The following is a 16,154-nucleotide window of genomic DNA, read 5'->3' as shown; positions in this document are numbered from 1 at the left end:
TCATCGATTGCCAAGGCTTGTTCAGGCTATCCTTCAGGCCCTTCTCGCGGAAATGTCCATGCGTCGCGCTCTTGCTCCTCTCCTGGCGGCCCTGCTCGCGGCCAGCCTCGTGCCCACCGAGCTTTCGGCCCAGAGCCGTCCCGGTCAGCGCGCGCCGCAGGACGACGGCTCCGCCGGTCAGCAGGGACGCCAGAACGACGAGTGGACGCCGCGCCTCGCACCGCTGCGCGGCCGCCCCAATGCCGGTCCGTGCCCCTATGTGAAGATTCTCTACGATGCGGCCCGCTACATCGATTTCGGCGGGGCGCAGCCGTCCTCGACGGCGGTGGTGAACTCGGGCGAGATCGAGGGCCTGTCCTCGGCCTGCACCTATCGCGGCGCTGATCCGATCAGCGTGGACATCAACATCCTGTTCCACCTCGGCCGTGGTCCCCAGGCCCAGGGCAGCCAGCGCACCTATCGCTACTGGATCGCCGTGACCGAGCGCAACAACGCCATTCTGGCCAAGGAATACTTCGACCTGCCCGTGACCTTCCCCGCCGGGGCCGACCGCGTGTTCGTCACCGAGGAAATCCGCGGCCTGACCATCCCGCGCGCGGACATCACCACCAGCGGCTCGAACTTCGAAATCCTGATCGGCTTCGACGTGACCGAGGACATGGCCGAGTTCAACCGCACCGGCAGCCGCTTCACCATCAACGCCGGACAGAACGCCGGCCAGCCATGAGCGAGCTGAAATCCGCCCTTGGCGAAGCGGTGGCCGCCGCCTTCGCGGCCGAAGGCGTGGACCCGGCCCTGGCGCGCGTCACCGCGTCCGACCGGCCCGATCTGGCAGACTTCCAGAGCAATGGCGCCCTTGCTGCCGCCAAGGCCCTCAAGGCCAATCCGCGCGATCTGGCCGGGCGCGTTGCGGCGCGCCTGCAAGGCCACCCCCTGTTGCAGGGCGTCGAGGTGGCCGGGCCGGGCTTCATCAATCTCATAGCGTCCGCTGATGCCCTGGCCGCGCGTGCCAGCGAGATTGCCGCCGACAAGACCCTTTATGGCGCCGCGCCCGTCGCCTCGCCCCGGCGTGTGGTGATCGACTACGGCGGGCCGAACGTGGCCAAGCCCATGCACGTGGGCCACCTGCGCTCGGCGATCATCGGCGAGAGCCTGAAGCGGCTCTTTCGGCTGAGGGGCGATCAGGTCTGGGGCGATGCCCACTTCGGCGACTGGGGCTTTCAGATGGGCCTGCTGATCCTGGCGGTCGGTCAGGACGATCAGCTCGCCGGTGCTGCTGCGCCCTTCATGCAGGCGGGTGCCAGTGACTATCCGGCCCAGAGCCCGGTCAGTCTCGCCGATCTGGAGCGCCTCTATCCGCAGGCCGCTGCCCGCGCCAGGAGCGACGAGGCCTTTCGCGACGAAGCCCGGCGCACAACGGCCCGGCTTCAGGCGGGTCACGAGGGCTATCGCGCCCTGTGGCGACACTTCGTCAGCGTCAGCCGCGCGGCGCTGGAGCGCGACTATGCGACCTTGCGGGTCAGTTTCGACCTGTGGAATGGGGAGTCGGACGCCGATCCCCTGATCCCCGAGATGGTCGAGGATCTCGAAGCCAGGGGCCTGCTGGTCGAGGATCAGGGCGCGCGCATCGTGCGCGTGGCGCGCGAGGGCGACCGGCGCGAGCTGCCGCCCCTGCTGGTCGTCTCGTCCGAGGGCTCGGCCATGTATGGCACCACGGATCTGGCCACCATCCTGATGCGCCGGCGCGAGCAGGATCCCGATCTGATGCTCTATGTGGTCGACCAGCGCCAGAGCGACCATTTCGAACAGGTGTTCCGCGCGGCGGACCTGGCGGGCTATGCCCCTCTCGATCAGCTGGAGCACATCGGGTTCGGCACCATGAACGGCACGGACGGCAAGCCGTTCAAGACCCGCGAGGGCGGGGTGCTCAAGCTGGCCGACCTTATCGACATGACGCTGGAAAAGGCGCGCGAGCGTCTGCGCGAGGCCGAGCTGGGCGAGGGCGTGGACGAGGCCGCCTTCGAGGACATCGCCATCAAGGTGGCGGTGGCGGCGCTGAAGTTCGCCGATCTCAGCAACTGGCGCGGCACCTCCTATGTGTTCGACCTCGACCGCTTCACCAGCTTCGAGGGCAAGACCGGCCCCTATCTGCTCTATCAGGCCGTGCGCATCCGCTCGATCCTGCGCAAGGCGGCTGACGAGGGCGTCAGCGCGGGCGAGATCGCCATCGAGGCTCCGCTGGAGCGCGAACTGGTTTTGGCGCTCGATGCCTTCGCGGGCGCGGTGGAGGAGGCCTATGACAAGCGCGCGCCTCATGTCCTGGCCGAGCACGCCTATCGCCTCGCCCAGACATTTTCACGCTTCTATGCCGCCTGTCCGGTGATGGGCGCGCAAGGCCGTGTGCGGGCCTCGCGTCTGGCGCTCAGCGAGGCCACCCTGGGCCAGCTTCTTTGCGCGCTCGATCTTCTGGGCATCGAATCGCCCGAGGGCATGTAGCGCCCGCGACACGGACTCCCGAACGCTTCGAGGTTATGTTTCGGCCCTGGGTGGCGTTCGGGGTGGGAAGATCATGGCCATATCTGGGGCCAAATCAGGGTCCAGGCGCAGGGCTCGCGGCGCTTACGGGCGGCTGTCCGCCGATGTGCCCGAACTGAAGCGCGACGGCTTTCAGCGGCCCTTCTTCAAGCGGCGCGCCGCGCTCTATGTGGACGGGTTCAACCTGTTTCACGCGCTCAAGGACATGGGCGTGCCCGAGCTGCGCTGGCTGGACCTGCAATCGCTGGCGCGCCAGCTTGCCCCGCGCGGCCAGAAGATCGCCCGCGTGACCTGGGCCAGCGCCATGCGCCCCACCTCGCCCGAGCAGCAGGAACGCCACCAGACCTATAGGCGCGCGCTGGAGGCTACGGGCGTGCGCGCCCTGATGGGCCACTATGTCGTCCACCCCGAGACCTGCGAGGCCTGCGGGCACGAGTGGAGCGTGGCCACCGAGAAGCAGGGCGATGTCAATCTGGCGCTGGCCATGATCGATGATGCGTGGCTGAACCGCTATGACGTGGCCTATCTGATGACCTCCGACGGCGATCATGCCGCCACCCTGCGCTATGTGAAGGAGCGCTTTCCCGAAAAGGAACTGGTGCTGGTCTCGCCGCCGGGGCGCTATCACAACAAGGCGCTGCTGAGCTGGGCGGACTTTCAGGCCCATACCGAAGTCGAGATGCTGGTCAACAGCCAGCTGCCCGATCAGGTGCGCACCATCGGCGGCATCGTCGACCGTCCCGAGGGCTGGAACATGGACCTGCCCACCCTGGTCGAGAAGGGCCACCTCAAGCTGGTGGTCTCGAACGGCTGAGGCCGGATCAGGCCTTCAGCGCGGGCTCGGCGGCTGCGGCCTGCTCATAGGCCTCGGCGGCGCTCATCCACTCAAGCTCCAGCGCCTCGATGGCGGCCTTGTGCTGGCCGTGGCGGCGGGCCAGATCGGCCATCTGCGCGGCATCGAGCCCCGGCTGGCCAAGGGCGTGCTCCACCTCGCGCAGGGCGTCGCTCGCGGCGGCAAGCTTGCGGTCGGCGCCCTCCATGGCCTTTTTCAGCGGGCCGAGGCGCGCGCGGGCCTCGGCGGCGGCGCGCCGCTGATCTTTGGCACTTAACGAGGCGCTGGGGTCGGGCGCGCTGCCTGTGTCATCGACCGAGCGCGCCTCGCGCCGGCTCTGGCGCGCGCGATCGAGCACCAGCTTTGCATAGTCCTCCATGTCGCCCTCGAAAGGCGCGATGGTGCCCTCGTGCGCCAGCCACAGGCGGTCGGCCACCAGCTCGATCAGCGAGCGGTCGTGGCTGATGAGCAGCACTGCGCCGTCATAGTCGTTCAGCGCTTCGAGCAGGGCGCGGCGGCTGTCGATGTCGAGGTGGTTGGTCGGTTCGTCGAGGATCAGCAGGTGGGGGGCCTTCATGGCCACGGTGTTGAGCAGCAGGCGCGCGCGCTCGCCTCCCGACAGGTCCGCCACCTTGGTCTCGGCGCGCGAGACGTCAAAGCCGAAACTGCCCAGCCTTGCGCGCACGCGCGCATCGGGCGCATCGGGCATCAGCCGGCGCATGATCTGCACGGGCGTGTCGGCGGGGTCCATGGCCTCGATCTGGTGCTGGTGGAACCAGCCGACCTCCAGGCGCGTGTCGCGGTGCAGGTCGCCCGCCATGATCTTGAGATCGTCGGCCAGCAGCCGCGCAAAGGTGGACTTGCCCGCCCCGTTCACGCCCAGCAGGCCGATGCGGTCATCGGTGTCTATGCGCAGCGACAGCCGCTTCAGCACCGCCCGCTCGCCATAGCCCACGCTGACGCCTTCCATGCGCACGATCGGCGGGGCCAGCTTGCGCTCGGGCGAAGGCAGGATGAAGGGGGCGACGCCGCCCTCGCTCTCGACGGCGGCGGGCTGGAGCTTGGCAAGGCGCTTCAGGCGCGACTGGGCCTGGGTGGCCTTGCTGGCCTTGGCGCGGAAGCGGTCCACGAAGGCCTGCAGTTTGCGCCGCTCCTGATCCTGGCGTGCGGCGTGGGCGGCCTGAAGGCGCAGGCGCTCGGCACGCTGGGCCTCGAAGCTGTCGTAGTTGCCCGAATAGAGATCGAGGCGCGCATCGGTCAGGTGAACGACCATCTGGGCGGCATGGTTCAGCAGGTCGCGGTCGTGGCTGATGATGAGGGCGGCGTTGGGATAGCGCTTCAGGCGCGCCTCCAGCCACAGGGCGCCCTCCAGATCCAGATAGTTGGTCGGCTCGTCCAGCAGCAGCAGGTCCGGCTCGGCCAGCAGGGCACCGGCGAGGGCCGCGCGCATCCGCCATCCGCCCGAAAAATCCGAGATGGGGCGCTCCAGGTCGTCCTGCGAGAAGCCTAGCCCGATCAGGATCTCGGCGGCGCGCGAGGGGGCCCGGTCCGAGCCGATGGCCGCCAGCTCGGCGTGCAGCTCGCCCAGGCGCTCGGGCGGTGCGGTGTCCAGTTCGGCCATCAGTCGCGCGCGGCGCGTATCGATGGCCAGCACCGCCTCGATCAGCAGGGTGGGCGAGGCGGCGATCTCCTGATCCACCGAGGCGATGCGCCAGCCGCGCGGCATGTCGATGCGGCCCTCGCCGGGGCTGTATTCGCCCAGGATCAGGCGGAACAGGGTCGATTTGCCCACGCCGTTGCGACCCACCAGCGCCGCCTTGGTGCCCGCAGGCAGGCTCACGCTCGCCTGATCGAGGAAGCGTCGCCCCCAGGCATCGAAGGTCAGGTCGCGTATCTGGAGCATGGGCGGGGGAAATCGGCTCTGTGGCGGGTTGGCGTGGCGTGAGGACGCCGCTATAAGCCCGCGACCTTCAAACCTCCAGACATGGCTGTGACGCAAGCATGACCGAGCGCACCTTTTCCATCATCAAGCCCGACGCCACCGAGCGCAACCTGACCGGCAAGATCAACGCCGTGATCGAGGAGGCGGGCCTTCGCATCGTCGCCCAGCGCCGCATTCGCATGAGCGAGGCCCAGGCCAAGAAGTTCTATGAGGTGCACGCCGAGCGCCCCTTCTATGGCGAGCTGGTCGAGTTCATGACCTCCGGCCCCGTGGTCGTTCAGGTGCTCGAGGGCGAGAACGCCGTGGCGCGCTACCGCGAGGTCATGGGCGCCACCAACCCCGAGCAGGCCGCTGACGGCACCATCCGCAAGCTGTTCGCCCGCAACGTCGGCGAGAACTCGGTCCATGGCTCGGACAGCGCCGAGAACGCGGCCCTCGAGATCGCCCAGTTCTTCAGCGAGGACGACATCGTCGGCTGATTGCCCGCGAGGTTCAGATACGAGGTTCACATACTGGCGGCCCCGGAGCGATCCGGGGCCGTTTCTTCAGGGGCGGGGCATTTCGCGCACGAAGCGCGCCAGGGTATCGGGATAGAGCCGGTGCTCGGCGGCCAGCACCCTTTTCGCCAGCTCCTCTGGCGTATCGCCGGGCAGGACCGGCACGCGCGACTGGCCCAGCACGGGGCCCTCGTCCACGCCCTCGGTGACAAGATGAACGGTGCAGCCCGCCTCGGTGTCGCCCGCGGCAAGCGCACGCGCATGGGTGTCGAGGCCCGGATATTTCGGCAGCAGCGAGGGATGGATGTTGACCATACGCCCCTGCCAGCGGCCCACCAGCCAGGGCGTGAGCACGCGCATGTAGCCTGCCAGCGCCACCACCTCGATGTCGTGATCTCGCAGGGCCGCGTGGATGGCGCGCTCATGGGCCTCGCGGTCCTTGCCGAAGTCGCGCTGATCGATGGCCAGCGTCGGCACGCCCGCAGCGCTGGCGGTGGAAAGGCCGCGCGCATCGGGCCGGTTCGAGATCACCAGGGCGATGCGATAGGGACAGTCGTGCGCCGCGCTCGCCCCGATCAGGGCCGCCATGTTCGAGCCGGTGCCCGAGATCAGGCACGCGACCGGCACAGCCGTCACGCCCGCGCCTCCAGAGCCCCGCACACGAAGGCGACCTCACCGGCGTTCAGCAGGCTGGCCAGCACGGGCTCGGCATTGTCGGGCGACACGATCAGGATGAAGCCGATGCCGCAGTTGAAGGTGCGACGCATCTCGCCATCGCTGATGTTCCCGGTCTCGGCCAGCCAGCGGAACACCGGCGGCAGGGGCCATGACTGCCAGTCGAAGCGCGCGCGCAGGTGCTCGGCGATGGCGCGGGGCGGGTTTTCGATCAGCCCTCCGCCGGTGATGTGGGCCGCGCCCTTGACCAGCCCCGCCTGCATGAGCGGGAGCACCGACTTCACATAGATGCGCGTGGGCTCCATCAGGGCTTCGGCCAGGGTGCGCGTGTCGCAGAAGGGCGCAGGGTCGGACCAGTCGAGGCCGGAGACCTCGACCACCTTGCGGATCAGCGAAAAGCCGTTGGCGTGCGGGCCGGAGCTGGCCAGGGCGATGATGACGTCGCCGGTATTCTGCAGATCGAGGCGCGGCAGGGCGTGCCCGCGCTCGACCGCGCCCAGCGAAAAGCCCGCCAGATCATAGTCCTCGCCCTCGTAGAGGCCGGGCATCTCGGCCGTCTCGCCGCCCACCAGCGCGCAGCCGGCCTGAAGGCAGCCCTCGGCGATGCCGCCGATGATGCTGGTGGCGGCTGCCACGTCCAGCCTGCCGGTGGCGTAGTAGTCGAGGAACAGCAGCGGCTCGGCCCCCTGGGCCAGCAGGTCGTTGACGCACATGGCGACCAGATCGATGCCCACGGTCTCGTGGCGGCCGGTCTCGATGGCGATTTTCAGCTTGGTGCCGACACCGTCGGTGGTGGTCACGATCAGCGGATCGTCAAAGCCCGCGGCCTTCAGGTCGAACAGGGCACCGAAGCCGCCCAGCGCAGGCGTGGCGCCGGGGCGCCGGGTGCGTGCGGCCAGCGGCTTGATGGCGCTGACGAGGGCCTCGCCCGCGTCGATGTCCACGCCCGCTGCGGCATAGGTGAGCCCGTTTTCGCTCTTGGACATGGCAATGGCCCTGATCTGGAATCACAAAGTTGCGCCCGTGCTCTTGCCACGGCGGGCATGGGCGGGGCTATAGCTAGCGCATGAAGCCCATTACCACGAACGACGCGCTTGTCGCCTTCTGTGATGCGCTCGCGTCGGCCCCGTTCATCGCGGTGGACACCGAGTTCATGCGCGAGACGACCTACTGGCCCAAGCTGTGCCTGATCCAGGCCGCAAGCAGCGATGTCCACGGGGCCATCGACCCGCTGGCCGAGGGTCTGGACCTCGAGCCGTTCCTCAAGCTGCTGCGCGATCCGAACATCACCAAGGTGTTTCATGCCGCGCGCCAGGACATCGAGATCTTCAACCGGCTGAACGCCATGCCTGCGCCGATCTTCGACACCCAGGTCGCGGCCATGGCGGCGGGCTTTGGCGAGCAGGTCAGCTATGACGCCCTGGTGCGCCAGATGCTCAAGCTGAGTGTGGACAAGGGCAGCCGCTTCACCGACTGGTCGCGCCGTCCGCTCTCCCAGGCCCAGATCGAGTACGCCCTTGGCGACGTGACCCATCTGGCGGCTCTCTATCCGAAGCTGCGCGCGCGCCTCGAGCGTGACGGCCGCCTTGCATGGGTGGCACAGGAAATGACCGCCCTGACCGATCCGGCGCTCTACAACACCGATCCCGAGGACGCGTGGAAGCGGCTCAAGCCCAAGAAGTTCTCGCCGAAGTATCTGGCCGCCTTCAAGGCGACGGCACGCTGGCGCGAGCGCATGGCGCAGGAGCGCGACCAGCCGCGCGGGCGCATCCTCAAGGATGACGCCATCGATGAGATCGCCACCCAGACGCCCCAGGACGCCGAGGCCTTCGACCGTCTGCGCTCGGTGCCCAAGGGCTTTGGCGCCTCGCGCCTTGGCACCGATCTGGTGTCGGAGTTGCGCGCGGTCCTGAAGGATCCCGAGGCCCACGCGCCCAGGGTCGAGCGCCAGCTGCCCGGCCAGCCGGCACCGCCCTCGGTGGTCGAGCTGCTCAAGGTTCTGCTCAAGGCCAAGTCCGAGCACGCGGGCGTGGCGGCCAAGCTGATCGCCACGGTCTCGGATCTGGAAAAGATCGCGCTGGATGACGAGGCGGCGGTCGAGGCACTCAGCGGCTGGCGCAGGCAGGTGTTCGGCGAGGATGCGCTCAAGCTCAAGCGCGGCGAGATCGCCCTGGTGCTGTCGGGCGCGCGCGTCGAAGTGGTCGAGATCGAGAGCTAGGTTCCGTTCAGGACCAGATCGAGGCCCAGCGTCGTGGCCAGCGCCTGGGCGCGCTTGGCCGTCTGCTCGCCCATCAGCAGGGCGCGCCAGGCGTGATTCACCGACAGGATCAGCAGGCCGTCCTCGGCGCTCAGGCGGCTCTGTTCAAGCAAGGTCGTGGCGCGCCCCGACAGATCACAGCCCAGCCGCAGCGCCTGACCCAGCGCGCGCGCGCGCTGGCGCACCTCCTCGTCCAGCAGACGCTCGACCAGTTCCGGGGCGGGCGGGGGGCTGCTGGAATAGCGTGCATGGATGGCGAGGGCGAGAAAGGCGCGCTCCTGATGGGTCTGGCCGGGCACGGGCGCGCGCAGCACCTGCTCGAAGGCCAGATCGGCGCGGTGGTCGGGGTGAAAGCCCGCGCCCACATCCGCCAGGGCACAGGCGGCGTGGACCAGGGTGCGCTCGCGCGCCACGGCCAGTTCGCTGTCGCCAAGGGCCGGGGGCAGGGCGTTCATCAGCGGCATCAGCCAGCGGCGCAGCGCATCGGGCAGACCCGGCGTCAGCCCTGCGCGCGTGCCCAGCGCCAGCGATCCGGCGATCAGCGGGTCCACCTCGCGCGAGGGCTCGCCCAGGGCCTCGAACAGCACGCCCTCACGCAGGCCCCAGGCCGAGAAGGTGACGCGCTTCAGATCGAACCGTTCGATCAGCCCCTCCAGCACCATGGCCGCATAGGGCAGGGTCTCGATACGCTTTTTCGACAGGCCCGGAATGCGCTCCAGCGACGGGCCGGACTGGCGCTCCAGCAGCTCGATCACGCTGCGGGCCTCGCGCGCGGAGATGGCATACTGATGGACGATGCGCAGGGGATAGTCGCACATCTGCATGTGCAGCAGCGCCAGGCTGCGCCAGCTTCCGCCCACGGCCAGCAATGTGGCGTCGGGCGCGCTGAACGCGCTGCCCTTCAGTCTCTGGCGAACCAGCTTGCGCGTGCGCGCCGCATCGAAGCCCTTGGGCCCCATCAGGGCAAAGGCACCCAGCGGCAGGGTGATGGCCCGGCCCGGCGCGCCGTGCGCCTCGATCAGTTCCAGGCTCGATCCGCCCATGTCGGCCACCAGTCCGCTGGCGAGCGGACTGCCTGCCAGCGCTCCGAGCGCGGCATAGCGGCCCTCCTGCTCGCCGCTGAGCACGCGCACCTGAAAGCCGGTCTGGTCGGTGATGGTGCGGGCGAAATCGGGCGCGTCGCTGCCATCGCGCATGGCGGCGGTGGCGACCACCTCGATCTGGTCCGGCCCGATGGCATCGAGCACGGCGCGAAAGCGTCGCAGGGCCGACAGGGCCAGATCGCGCCCCTCGGGCGACAGGGCGCCGGTGGTGCCGAGATCGCGCCCCAGCCCGGCCAGCACCTTCTCGTTGAACAGGGTCCAGACCGCGCGCCCCTCGCACCGGTACAGCACCAGGCGCACCGAGTTCGAGCCGATGTCGATGACGGCCACGTCGCGCCGCGGTAGCAGGGCGGCGCTATCGGCCACGGTCGAACCTGAGCGCGCGCGGCAGGGTCTTGACCTTGCGGCCCCGCCCCGAGAGGCTGGGGTTGGTCATGAAATAGTCGTGGGCCGAGAAGGCGCGCGCGCCGCTGGCGCTCCTGACGCGCTGATAGGTGCCGTCCGGTTGCAGGGTCCAGCTCTGCACGTCGTCCTTGAGGTTGGCGACCATGATCTGATTGAGCACCTGGCGATGAACCGTGGCATTGAGCACCGGCACCATGGTCTCGACGCGCCGGTCGAGGTTGCGCGGCATCCAGTCCGCCGAGGATATGAACACCAGGGCGCGCTCGTTGGGCAGGTCGTGGCCGTTGGCGAAGCACACGATGCGGCTGTGCTCCAGAAAGCGCCCGACCACGGACTTGACGCGGATGTTCTCGGACAGGCCGGGCACGCCGGGTCTCAGGCAGCAGATGCCCCGGATCACAAGGTCGATCCGCACGCCCGACTGGCTGGCGCGATAGAGGGCGTCGATGACCTGGGGATCGACGAGGGCGTTCATCTTGGCCCAGATGGCGGCGGGCCTGCCCCTGGCGGCGGCGGCGATCTCGCGATCGATCAGGGCCAGGATGCGGCTCTTCATCTCGATGGGCGAGACCAGGATGCGCTCCAGCCGCTCGGGCTGGGCATAGCCGGTGATATAGTTGAAGATCTTCAGCGCATCGCGCCCCAGCGTCTCGTCGGTCGAGAACAGCGACAGGTCGGTATAGATGCGCGCCGTCACCGGATGATAGTTGCCGGTGCCGAAGTGGCAGTAGGTCTTTAGCCCCTCGCCCTCGCGCCGCACCACCACGCTGAGCTTGGCGTGGGTCTTGTACTCGACGAAGCCGAACACGACGTGCACGCCCGCCCGCTCCAGATCGCGGGCCCATTTCAGGTTCGCCTCCTCGTCGAAGCGCGCCTTGATCTCGATCAGGGCGGTGACGTTCTTGCCGTTCTCGGCCGCCTCGATCAGGGCGGCGATGATCGGGCTGTTCTTGGAGGTGCGATAGAGCGTCTGCTTGATGGCCAGCACATTGGGATCGCGCGCGGCCTGCCTGAGGAACTGCACCACCACATCGAAGCTCTCGAAGGGGTGATGGACCAGGATGTCCTTCTCGCGGATGGCCGCGAAACAGTCGCCGTTGTGATCGCGGATGCGCTCGGGAAAGCGGGCGTCGAAGGGCCTGAACTTCAGGTCGGACCGGTCGTCGGGGATCAGCTCCGAGAGCTGGGCCAGCCCGAGCATGCCGTCGATCAGGATCACATCCTGGGGCGAGGCATCCAGCTCACGCACCATGAAGGCGCGCAGCTCCTCGGGCATGGACGCCTCGATCTTGACGCGCACCACCGAGCCGAGGCGCCGCTGTTTCAGCAGCTGCTCGAACTCGCGCACCAGATCCTCGGCCTCCTCCTCGATCTCGATGTCGGAATCGCGGATCAGGCGCAGCACGCCCTGCTGTTCGATCTCGCACCCCGGAAAGAGGTGGTCGATGAACAAAAGCAGCATGCTCTCCAGCGTCACGAAGCGGCGGCGGCCCTTGGCCGAGCGGCCATCGGTGGGCAGCTCCCAGAAGCGCCGCACCTGGGTTGGCACGGGCACCAGGGCGTAGAAGCTGCGCTGATCGCGCGGGCGGCGCAGCTTGAGCGCCAGCGAGAAACCCAGGTTCGGCAGGAACGGGAACGGGTGCGCCGGGTCGATGGCCATGGGCGTGAGCACGGCAAAGAGCTGGCCGAGGAACTCCGGCTCCAGCCGCTCACGCTCGGTCTTGGTGACGCGCGCGGCGTCGACCACCTCGATGCCCGCCGAGGCCAGCTCGCGGCGCATCTGGCGCCAGCGCTTCTGCTGCTCGATCATCAGGGCATTGGCGGCGGTATTGACCTTTTCCAGCGCCTCGGCGGGCGAGAGGCCGTCCTGGCTGAGCTTGTGCACGCCCTCGCGCACCTGACCCTTCAGCCCGGCCACGCGCACCATGTAGAACTCGTCGAGGTTGCTGGCCGAGATCGACAGGAAGCGCAGCCGCTCCAGCAGGGGATGGGCGTTGTTCTGGGCCTCCTCAAGCACGCGCGCGTTGAAGGCCAGCCACGACAGCTCGCGATTGAAGAAGCGCTCGGGCGACGCGGCCAGCGCCTCGTCGAGCACCAGCTTCTGCGCCCGCGACGAGGGCACGCTCTCGCCCGTTCGCGGATCGGCAATGGCGGCGTCGGTCATGCCCTGTTCTTCCCCCATGGCCCCGTGGGCCGCAAGGCTTCAGTCAAACAGATCGGCGGTTTCTTCTTCGCAAAGATGGTCGAGCAGGCGCGCCGCACTGCGCCGCGTCACCTCGCCGGGAGCCTCGTAGAGCTGGTCGACCAGGGCGCTCACGGCCGCTCCCGAACGCTCCATGCGCCGCAGCATGTAGGGGATCAGGTCGGGCGGAGGCAGGATGCCGCGCCGGGCAAAGGCGCGCACCAGCATGGCCTCCAGCACCGTCTCGTCGGGCTCGCGGATGCGCACCATGCGAACGGCCAGCAGGCGCGAGCGCAGGTCGGGCAGGGCGAACAGCCACTGATCCGGGCTGGTGCGGCTGACCAGCAGCAGGGGCTGCTGCTCGATCTCGGCGCGGTTGAACAGGTGGAACAGGGCCTCGGCCTCGAAGCTTTCGGCCTGTTCCAGCACCAGAGGCACGTGATCGGGCGCCTGATCGCCCGCCGCCATGGTGGCCGGATCGAGGGTGCGAGCGCCAACCCTTCTTGCCCACACGCGCGCCAGATGGCTCTTGCCCGATCCCGCAGGCCCGATCAGGGCCAGCACGCGCTGCGCCGCTCCGGGAAAGCCGTCCAGCGCCTCCAGCGCCGCGCGGTTGCAGTCCGAGACCACGAGGCCGTCGTGTTCCTCGCGCACACTGGCCTCGAGGGGCAGGCGAGGCTGGAACAGGGCAGGAGAGGGCGGCGCACCGGCGGGCATGGCCCTGCTCTAGCAGAGCGGGCCGCCAGCCCCCAAGGCAGAGCCCGGCGCGGGCGGGGGATGAAGGGCGCGCTCCTGTGGACGGACAGGGCTTGCGGCTCACTTGACAATCGGGGGCGTGCGTGCGCGTTTCCGCGCTCCGATTTCCACTGTTTCGATGAATGTCCTGAGCACCATGCACGCCTATCGTTCGCACACCTGCGGCGCCCTGCGCAGCCGCGATGCCGGCCAGTCCGTCCGCCTGTCTGGCTGGGTGCACAGAAAGCGCGACCACGGCGGGCTTCTGTTCATCGACCTGCGCGATCACTATGGCCTGACCCAGCTGGTTCTGCACCCCGAGACGCCCGGATTCGAGGCCGCCGAGCGCCTGCGCGCCGAGAGCGTGATCCGCATCGACGGCGAGGTGGTGGCGCGCACGCCCGATACGGTCAATGCCGCCCTGCCCACCGGCGAGATCGAGGTGCAGGTCAAGGCGGTCGAGGTGCTGTCCGAGGCCGCAGAGCTGCCCCTGCCGGTGTTCGGAGAGCCTGACTACCCCGAGGAAATCCGCCTCAAGCACCGCTATCTGGACCTGCGCCGCGAGACGCTTCACCGCAACATCGTGCTGCGGTCCAAGGTCATCCATTCGATCCGCCAGCGCATGGTCGAGCAGGGCTTTCTGGAGTTCCAGACCCCGATCCTGACCGCCTCCAGCCCCGAAGGCGCGCGTGACTTCCTCGTGCCCTCGCGCCTGCACCCCTCGAAGTTCTATGCGCTGCCCCAGGCGCCCCAGCAGTTCAAGCAGCTGCTGATGGTCTCGGGCTTCGACCGCTATTTCCAGATCGCGCCGTGCTTCCGCGACGAGGACCTGCGCGCGGACCGCTCGCTCGAGTTCTATCAGCTCGACGTGGAGATGAGCTTCGTCACCCAGGAAGACGTGTTCGCCGCCATCGAGCCCGTCATGCACGGCGTGTTCGAGGAGTTTGCGGACGGCAAGGCCGTCGATCCCTATCCCTTCGTGCGCATCCCCTATCGCGAGGCCATCGCCAGGTACGGCACCGACAAGCCGGACCTGCGCAACCCCATCGAGATGCAGGACGTGTCCGATCACTTCCGTGACGGCGGCTTTGGCCTGTTCAGCAAGATCCTCGCGACGGACCCCAAGAATGCGGTCTGGGCCATTCCGGCGCCAGGCGGCGGCAGCCGGGCCTTCTGCGACCGCATGAACTCATGGGCACAGGGCGAAGGCCAGCCGGGCCTTGGCTACATCTTCTGGTCCGAGGATCAGGGGGCGTGGGGCGGCCCCATCGCCAAGAACCTCGGTGCCGGGCCGACCGATGCGCTGATGAAGGCGCTCGATCTGGGACAGGGCGATGCCTGCTTCTTCGCCGCGGGCGATCCGGCCGTGTTCCACAAGTTCGCGGGCAATGCGCGCACGAAGCTGGGCCAGGAGCTGAACCTGATCGAGCCGGACACCTTCCGCTTCTGCTGGATCGTGGACTTCCCCATGTTCGAGTGGTCGGACGAGGAGAAGAAGGTCGACTTCAGCCACAACCCCTTCTCCATGCCCCAGGGCGAGCTGGAGGCGCTGGAGACCAAAGATCCGCTCGACATCCTCGCCTATCAGTATGACATCGTGTGCAACGGCTATGAGCTGTGCTCGGGCGCGATCCGTAACCACAAGCCGGAGATCATGCTCAAGGCCTTCGAGATCGCCGGTTACGGTCCCGAGGTGGTCGAGGAGCAGTTCGGCGGAATGCTAAACGCCTTCCGCTATGGCGCGCCGCCCCATGGCGGTCTGGCGCCGGGCATCGACCGCATCGTCATGCTGCTGGCAGGCGAGCAGGCCATCCGCGAGGTCATCGCCTTCCCGCTCAACCAGCAGGGTCAGGACCTGCTGATGAATGCGCCGGCCGAGGTCGAGGCGCGCCAGCTCAAAGAGCTGCACATCCGTTTGAGCCCGCCGATAAAGGCGTAAGGCTTCGGATCAGTCGCCGGTGAAGGCGAACACCTGTCGCGGCGAGGGCGCGGCGGGCGGGCGCGGCGGCTGGGGCGGGCGCGGGGCCTGGACCACCACCATGCGCGAGGCGGCGCAGGTGTTCACGCTGAGGCCGCGCGGCAGCTGGGTGCGGCTGTCTCCGCACGCGCGCGAGACCTGCTGCTGGGTCAGGTTGCGCGCTCCCGACAGATCGGCATTGCGAATGTCGGCGCGCTGCAGGTCGGCCCCTCTGAAATCGGCCCGCGAGAAACGGCTGCCGCTCAGGACCGCGCCTTGCAGATTGGCGTCCTGGAAGCTGGCCTGACCGAAATCGGCGCGCGCAAGCTGGCTGCCGCTCAGGTTCGCACCGCGAAAATCGGCGCGGGTGGCATTGGCCTGGGTCAGGTCGGCGCCGAACATCTCGGCCTCGCGGAAGCTGGCGCGCGTGAGGACCGCCTCGCGCATACGCACGCCCATCAGCACCGCGCCGTTCAGCTCGGCACCCGTGAAAACGCCCTGATGGAAGTTCGCGCCCGTCGCCGCCGCGCCCGTCAGATTGGCATCGGTAAAGATCGACTGGTGGAAGTTGGCGCCGGTGATGTTCACGCCGGTCAGGTTGGCGCGGCTGAAATCGCTGCGCGAGAAGTTCGAGCCCACCAGCTGCGCGCCGCGCAGGTTCGCGCCCACCAGGGTCGCCTGGTTGAAGTTGGCGCCGATGAAGCTGACCCCGGCCATGTCGCGGCCCGACAGCTCGCAGCGATTGCAGTTGCCCCCGAACGAGACCATGCGCGCCACTTCCTGATCGCCCCACTGCTCGCCGCGCTGATCGTCGGCCAGGGCCGGGGCGGCGGCCATCAGGGCCAGGGCCGCAGCCAGCAGCAGGGGGGCGATCCCTTGAGCAGCGCTGGCAGCAGCAGCAAGGGCGGGCTTGCCGCGAGCATTGCCGGCGTCCGAAGCGCGGGTCCAGACGGGGCTGAACCTGACGCCAAGGGCCGGGGCATGAGGGGCAAGGGCTTGTTTCATCACGCTTCAGCTTTTGCCCCCGCCGCGCC

Annotated in this window: 13 protein-coding genes; 6 read left to right on the top strand and 7 right to left on the bottom strand. The window is 68.5% G+C overall.

Translation table 11 applies throughout. The annotated features are described in order from the left end of the window. Positions 1–58: 58 nt before the first annotated feature. The 3 genes from ACK4E3_RS04735 to ACK4E3_RS04725 all read left to right on the top strand — a co-directional run bounded on the left by ACK4E3_RS04735 (position 59) and on the right by ACK4E3_RS04725 (position 3,349). Complete coding sequence (locus ACK4E3_RS04735; protein ID WP_409697082.1) at positions 59–727, top strand: Tat pathway signal sequence domain protein; 669 nt, start codon at positions 59–61, stop codon at positions 725–727. Then, on the top strand, positions 724–2,496 hold the full coding sequence (gene argS / locus ACK4E3_RS04730) for an arginine--tRNA ligase (RefSeq protein ID WP_409697079.1): 1,773 nt from the start codon (positions 724–726) through the stop codon (positions 2,494–2,496). Before ACK4E3_RS04735 ends, argS begins: the two co-directional genes overlap by 4 nt. Before the next feature lie 73 nt (positions 2,497–2,569). After that, positions 2,570–3,349: an NYN domain-containing protein gene (locus tag ACK4E3_RS04725; protein ID WP_409697076.1), complete on the top strand. Its 780-nt coding sequence runs from the start codon at positions 2,570–2,572 to the stop codon at positions 3,347–3,349. 7 nt (positions 3,350–3,356) lie between these two features. Here ACK4E3_RS04725 and ACK4E3_RS04720 read toward each other — a convergent pair whose 3' ends face one another. Continuing rightward, positions 3,357–5,270, bottom strand: a complete 1,914-nt coding sequence (locus ACK4E3_RS04720; protein ID WP_409697073.1) for an ABC-F family ATP-binding cassette domain-containing protein — start codon at positions 5,268–5,270, stop codon at positions 3,357–3,359. Between the two features lie 98 nt (positions 5,271–5,368). On the opposite strand from ACK4E3_RS04720, the gene ndk reads away from it, so the two are divergent. Further along, a complete protein-coding gene (gene ndk, locus ACK4E3_RS04715; RefSeq protein ID WP_409697070.1) occupies positions 5,369–5,788 on the top strand; it encodes a nucleoside-diphosphate kinase in 420 nt (139 codons plus the stop codon). A 66-nt stretch (positions 5,789–5,854) separates the two neighbouring features. On the opposite strand, the gene purN is transcribed toward ndk, so the two are convergent. Together purN and purM are read right to left on the bottom strand one after the other, a co-directional pair. Then, positions 5,855–6,442 (bottom strand): phosphoribosylglycinamide formyltransferase, encoded by a 588-nt coding sequence (purN, locus tag ACK4E3_RS04710; RefSeq protein WP_409697067.1) that lies wholly within the window; start codon positions 6,440–6,442, stop codon positions 5,855–5,857. Then, entirely contained in the window at positions 6,439–7,467 is a 1,029-nt protein-coding gene (gene purM / locus ACK4E3_RS04705; protein WP_409697064.1) for a phosphoribosylformylglycinamidine cyclo-ligase, read from the bottom strand. The genes purN and purM overlap by 4 nt, the downstream gene beginning before the upstream one ends. Before the next feature lie 80 nt (positions 7,468–7,547). Here purM and rnd point away from each other — a divergent pair, with 80 nt between their 5' ends. Beyond that, positions 7,548–8,699 (top strand): ribonuclease D, encoded by a 1,152-nt coding sequence (gene rnd, locus ACK4E3_RS04700; RefSeq protein ID WP_409697062.1) that lies wholly within the window; start codon positions 7,548–7,550, stop codon positions 8,697–8,699. Here the strand turns inward: rnd and ACK4E3_RS04695 are convergent. Genes ACK4E3_RS04695 through ACK4E3_RS04685 form a run of 3 tightly spaced genes read right to left on the bottom strand, consistent with a single transcriptional unit; the run spans position 8,696 to position 13,145 of the window. Then, on the bottom strand, positions 8,696–10,207 hold the full coding sequence (locus tag ACK4E3_RS04695; protein WP_409697059.1) for a Ppx/GppA family phosphatase: 1,512 nt from the start codon (positions 10,205–10,207) through the stop codon (positions 8,696–8,698). The genes rnd and ACK4E3_RS04695 overlap by 4 nt on opposite strands. Further along, positions 10,197–12,410, bottom strand: a complete 2,214-nt coding sequence (locus ACK4E3_RS04690; RefSeq protein ID WP_409697056.1) for an RNA degradosome polyphosphate kinase — start codon at positions 12,408–12,410, stop codon at positions 10,197–10,199. Before ACK4E3_RS04690 ends, ACK4E3_RS04695 begins: the two co-directional genes overlap by 11 nt. Positions 12,411–12,449: 39 nt before the next feature. Continuing rightward, a complete protein-coding gene (locus tag ACK4E3_RS04685) occupies positions 12,450–13,145 on the bottom strand; it encodes a chromosomal replication initiator DnaA (protein ID WP_409697053.1) in 696 nt (231 codons plus the stop codon). Positions 13,146–13,311: 166 nt separating this feature from the next. Here ACK4E3_RS04685 and aspS point away from each other — a divergent pair, with 166 nt between their 5' ends. After that, a complete protein-coding gene (gene aspS / locus ACK4E3_RS04680; RefSeq protein WP_409701073.1) occupies positions 13,312–15,102 on the top strand; it encodes an aspartate--tRNA ligase in 1,791 nt (596 codons plus the stop codon). Positions 15,103–15,111: 9 nt separating this feature from the next. Here aspS and ACK4E3_RS04675 read toward each other — a convergent pair whose 3' ends face one another. Continuing rightward, positions 15,112–16,125 carry a pentapeptide repeat-containing protein gene (locus tag ACK4E3_RS04675; RefSeq protein ID WP_409697050.1) on the bottom strand — a complete coding sequence of 338 codons (1,014 nt, stop codon included), beginning with the start codon at positions 16,123–16,125 and terminating at the stop codon, positions 15,112–15,114. Positions 16,126–16,154 lie beyond the last annotated feature (29 nt).

It is taken from the genome of Brevundimonas sp., from assembly GCF_046299595.1.
In the GTDB taxonomy this organism is placed as follows: domain Bacteria; phylum Pseudomonadota; class Alphaproteobacteria; order Caulobacterales; family Caulobacteraceae; genus Brevundimonas.
This window is presented reverse-complemented; position numbering and strand designations above follow the sequence as displayed.

Coding starts and splice junctions, on each gene's coding strand:
- ACK4E3_RS04735 (WP_409697082.1), top strand. CDS start 59: ATGCGTCGCGCTCTTGCTCCTCTCCTGGCGGCCCTGCTCGCGGCCAGC.
- argS (WP_409697079.1), top strand. CDS start 724: ATGAGCGAGCTGAAATCCGCCCTTGGCGAAGCGGTGGCCGCCGCCTTC.
- ACK4E3_RS04725 (WP_409697076.1), top strand. CDS start 2,570: ATGGCCATATCTGGGGCCAAATCAGGGTCCAGGCGCAGGGCTCGCGGC.
- ACK4E3_RS04720 (WP_409697073.1), bottom strand. CDS start 5,270: ATGCTCCAGATACGCGACCTGACCTTCGATGCCTGGGGGCGACGCTTC.
- ndk (WP_409697070.1), top strand. CDS start 5,369: ATGACCGAGCGCACCTTTTCCATCATCAAGCCCGACGCCACCGAGCGC.
- purM (WP_409697064.1), bottom strand. CDS start 7,467: ATGTCCAAGAGCGAAAACGGGCTCACCTATGCCGCAGCGGGCGTGGAC.
- rnd (WP_409697062.1), top strand. CDS start 7,548: ATGAAGCCCATTACCACGAACGACGCGCTTGTCGCCTTCTGTGATGCG.
- ACK4E3_RS04690 (WP_409697056.1), bottom strand. CDS start 12,410: ATGACCGACGCCGCCATTGCCGATCCGCGAACGGGCGAGAGCGTGCCC.
- ACK4E3_RS04685 (WP_409697053.1), bottom strand. CDS start 13,145: ATGCCCGCCGGTGCGCCGCCCTCTCCTGCCCTGTTCCAGCCTCGCCTG.
- ACK4E3_RS04675 (WP_409697050.1), bottom strand. CDS start 16,125: ATGAAACAAGCCCTTGCCCCTCATGCCCCGGCCCTTGGCGTCAGGTTC.